The organism is Zoogloea sp. (assembly GCF_028693495.1).
Lineage (GTDB): Bacteria > Pseudomonadota > Gammaproteobacteria > Burkholderiales > Rhodocyclaceae > Zoogloea.
This window is the reverse complement of record NZ_JAQUVG010000159.1, coordinates 1-4,335: the sequence shown is the minus strand read 5'-3', so window position 1 is coordinate 4,335 and position 4,335 is coordinate 1. Positions and strand designations below refer to the sequence as shown.

The window sequence follows — 4,335 nt, the reverse complement described above, 5'->3', positions numbered from 1 at the left end:
CTTCGGCAGCGCCCAGAATGACCTGCCGCTGGACGCCATTACACGCACCATCGAGATCGACCTGGCCGGCTACCGGGCCCTGCCGGATGTCCCCTCCCCCCTCCGACCAGTGGATTTCGTCCTGCTGTAAGCCCCCAGGCATGGGAAAATGGAGACTCCATCCATTACTGCAACGCCGGACGTCCGATGACCACTCACGACGCCAACCCCTGTCTCGACTGCGGTGCCTGCTGCGCCTACTTCCGCATTTCCTTCTACTGGTCCGAGGCCGAGGCCAACGGCCTGCCCCCTGAACTCACCGAGAAGGTGAACCCCTGGCTCAGCTGCATGGCCGGAACCAGCCAGCGTCGCCCCCGCTGCATCGCACTGGGCGGCGAGATCGGACAGACCGTCGCCTGCACCGTGTATGCACAACGGCCGGAGGCCTGCCGGGAAGTCCAGGCCGGTGACGAAAAATGCGAACGGGCCCGCCTGCATCATGGCCTGCCCCCGCTGAATCCTCTCCCCCAGGCTGCCTGAGCGCCCGCGACGGACCTGAATGGCCAGCCGCCTGACCACCCCAATCCCTTTCGGCACACTTGCGAATGACTTTCATTTGCAACCAAGAAAAAGTCTCGATAATATTTCATTCCCGACCCTCCCGATCTGTCACGTCCGATCATGATCAAGCTGAAAACCCTTGCCGTCCTCCTCGCTGGTGCTGCGGCCCTCACCAGCCAGGCCCAGGCCGCCGACACCGAGCTGAACCTGTACACCGCCCGCCACTATCAGACGGACGAAAACCTGTACACCGACTTCACGGCCAAGACCGGCATCAAGATCAACCGCATTGAAGGCAAGGAAGAGGAGCTGCTGGAACGGATCCGCAACGAGGGCGCCAACAGCCCGGCGGACATCTTCATCACCGTGGATGCAGCCCGCCTGGCCGCTGCCGACCAATACGGCCTGTTCGCCACAGTAGACTCCCCGACGCTCAAAGCAGCGATTCCCGCCCATCTGCGCACCGACCGCTGGTTTGCCTACTCCACCCGGGCCCGGGTAATCGTCTATAACAAGCTCGACGTGAAGGCCGAGCAAGTACGAAATTACGAAGACCTCGCCAAACCGGCGCTGAAGGGCAAGGTCTGCACCCGCTCGGGCAGCCATGCCTACAACCTGTCTCTGGGTGCGGCCCTGATCCAGCATCTGGGCGCCGCCAGGACCGAGGAATGGGCCAAGGGTCTGGTCGCCAACTTCGCCCGTGCCCCCAAGGGTGGCGACACCGACCAGATCAAGGCGGTCGGTGCAGGTGAATGCGGTGTCGCCCTGGTGAACTCCTACTACCTGGCCCGGATGCTCAAGTCCTCCAAGCCGGAGGACCGCAAGGCCATGGAGCGCATCGGCATCATCTGGCCCAACCAGGGCAGCTTCGGCACCCATATCAACATCTCCGGCGGTGGCATGCTGAAGACCGCTCCCCACAAGCAGGCAGCGGTCAAGTTCCTGGAATACCTGGCCTCCATGGAAGCCCAGGACTACTTTGCCAATGGCAACAACGAATGGCCCGTGGTGGCTGGCGTCAAGCTATCCAACCGGGGCCTGGAAGCCATGGGGGGCAGTTTCAAGGCCGACACCCTGCCGGTGGGCAAACTCGCCGAAAGTGTGGTCGAGGCCCAGCGCATCTACGACCGCGCCGGCTTCCGCTGAACCACCCGCCCGAAAAACCCCGCGAGTGCTCCGCACCGCGGGGTTTTTCACGTCTTGAATCCCGCCGGGGAAAGATGTTTGAAAGCCATGTTCACCCCAAACCGCCGACCGTTATTGCAAGTCATTATCATTTACATTTAAAATACTGACAGATCCTATCGCAAGCCAGCCAGACTCGACGCCATGCCCATGGCCAGCCAGCCAGCCAGCCTCAGGACATGAATCCCCTACCTGATTTCAGGTTCATCCAGTTGAGGAGGCTTCCCCTTTGGTCCACCACAAACACCGCCGCACGCTGGCGACCCCCGATCCGTCCTTCAAGGTCATCATGCCCCTGGGCGCCATGATGTTTGCCGCATCCTTCGGCGCCATGGCCCAAACCGCTGCCGGCGACGACCCCACCAAAACGCTCAAGCCGGTCGTCGTCAAAGGTGCCGCCGAGAAGGAGCCCGAGGGCAAGGATGCCCTGCGCGTCACCAAAACCCGCATCGGCAAGGGCAAGCAGGACCTGCGCGACATTCCCCAGTCGATCACCATCGTCACCGAAAAACTGCTGGACGATCGCAAGATCGACACCCTGAAGGAAGCCCTGAAGATGACTTCGGGGGTTACTTTCCTGGCCGCTGAAGGCGGCGAGGAAGACATCCGCCTGCGGGGCTTCCCCCTCAACACCACCGGCGACCTGTTCATCGACGGCATGCGGGATCCGGCCTTCTACGAGCGCGACACCTTCAACATGGAGCGCATCGAGGTCCTGCGTGGCTCCGCTTCCATGCTGTTCGGGCGGGGCTCCACCGGCGGTGCCGTCAACCAGGTCAACAAGCAGGCCAGGCTGATCGACGAAAACCAGGTGGACGTGACCCTGGGCAGCTACCAGTACCGCCGCGTGGTGGCCGACATAAACGTCAAGACGGGCGACGACTCCGCGCTGCGCGTCAACGCCATGCGCACCCTGGCCGACAACAACGGGGCGGGCAGCAGCCTGGACAAGTACGGCGTGGCCGCCGACTACCGCTGGGGGATTGGCAGCCGGGACGAATTCGAGGTGGGCTTCTACTACCTGGAAAACAACAACGGCATCAACTACGGCGTGCCCTGGCTTCGCAAACATGCCGGCGCCCCGGTCAGCCAGACCGTCATGACGCCGGTGGATCCTTCCGCCAACTTTGGCCTCCGGAGCGACTACAACCACAGTTCCGGTGGCTACGCGACCCTCGCCCATACCCATCGCTTTTCGGCCGACACCGAACTGGTGACCCGGATCCGCAAGGGTGACTTCAACCGAGACCAGCGCACTGGCGCAGTCCGCTACGGTGCAGCGACCCTCCAGCCGGGCGGCGTTGCAGCGAACCTGAGCAACTTCGGTCCGAACAGCGTGCTGACCCGCGGCACCCACCTCAAGGTCCAGAGCATGGAGAACCTGTTCGCCCAGAGCGATCTCTCCACCAGGTTCGAGGCCTGGGGCATGAAGCACGAACTGCTCACCGGCGTGGACTTCGCATGGGAAAAGAAGATCGTACGTGGCGCACGTACGGCGGCCCAGGGCGGCGTGAACATCACCAAGCCGACCACCACCATCGGCGCCGGCGCGACCGGCTGGGTCGATGAATCCTCCCGGCTCCTCTCCAAGACCAGCGAGTTCGAAAGCCTGGCGGCAGGTGCCTACATCCAGGATCTGATCCAGGTGGCTCCCCACTGGAAAGTCCTGGGCGGTGTGCGCTATGACGGCATGTCGGCCCTGTACGACACCTTCAACCTGAACACCGGAGCCGTCACCAACTACCAGCAGTCCATCTACAAGATGAGCAACCGGTTCGGCGTACTGTTCCAGCCCTCCGAGCGCCACTCCTTCCACCTTTCCTACGGTACCTCGTTCAACACCTCCGGCGACACCTACTCCTACAGCGCCCAGAACGTGAACACCCCGCCGGAAAAAAGCATGAACGTGGAACTCGGCGCCAAGATCGACTCCGCGGACCGCCGCATGAGCACCCGCTTCGCCCTGTTCCGTGGCGTCAAGCTCAACGAGCGCAACACGGATCCGCTGCTCAACATCGCCGTCCTGTCCGGAAAGCGTCACGCCACCGGCTTCGAAACGGACGTGATCGGCAAGATCACGCCGCGCTGGGAAGTCTATGGCTCCTACACCTGGATCTGGGATGCCGAAATCGACAAGGGCGCAGAGGGCGCCGAAGGCCAGGGACAGCGCCCCTCCCTCATCCCGAAGCATCAGGGCTCCCTGTGGACCACCTATCAGTTCACCGACAAGATCCGGGCTGGCGTCGGCGCCAACGGCCGCACCAAAATGACGCCGAACCGCAACCCGGGCTTCTACTCCGAAGGCTACGTCACTTACGATGCGATGGCCGAATACGAAGCCATTCCGGAACGGCTCACCTTCAAGGCCAACCTGATCAACCTCGGCAACAAGCTCTATGCGGACTCCATGTATGCCAACGGGCATTACGTGCCGGGCGTCGGCCGGACTTTCTACCTGACGGGCACAATCAAGTTCTGACCCCTCCGAAGGAATGAGCAGCCCCCGGGAGAGACCTTGATCCAGCGCAAGGTCTCTCCCCCCGGGACAGGGTTTGATCACGCTTATTCACAGCACGGTACCCACTGACTCCCGCCCTCCTCCCCCACGCC

The 4,335-nt window shown here is 62.7% G+C and carries 3 protein-coding genes; all 3 read left to right on the top strand.

Annotated features, from left to right (window positions below; genetic code table 11):
• The first annotated feature begins 186 nt into the window (after positions 1–186).
• Positions 187–519: a YkgJ family cysteine cluster protein gene (locus PHD22_RS16470; RefSeq protein WP_299869396.1), complete on the top strand. Its 333-nt coding sequence runs from the start codon at positions 187–189 to the stop codon at positions 517–519.
• A gap of 141 nt (positions 520–660) precedes the next feature.
• Complete coding sequence (locus tag PHD22_RS16465; RefSeq protein ID WP_299869394.1) at positions 661–1,686, top strand: extracellular solute-binding protein; 1,026 nt, start codon at positions 661–663, stop codon at positions 1,684–1,686.
• A 268-nt stretch (positions 1,687–1,954) separates the two neighbouring features.
• A complete protein-coding gene (locus tag PHD22_RS16460) occupies positions 1,955–4,204 on the top strand; it encodes a TonB-dependent siderophore receptor (protein ID WP_299869391.1) in 2,250 nt (749 codons plus the stop codon).
• Positions 4,205–4,335 lie beyond the last annotated feature (131 nt).

Excerpts from the sequence above, each read along its gene's own strand:
- PHD22_RS16470 (WP_299869396.1), top strand. The coding sequence starts at position 187 with ATGACCACTCACGACGCCAACCCCTGTCTCGACTGCGGTGCCTGCTGC.
- PHD22_RS16465 (WP_299869394.1), top strand. The coding sequence starts at position 661 with ATGATCAAGCTGAAAACCCTTGCCGTCCTCCTCGCTGGTGCTGCGGCC.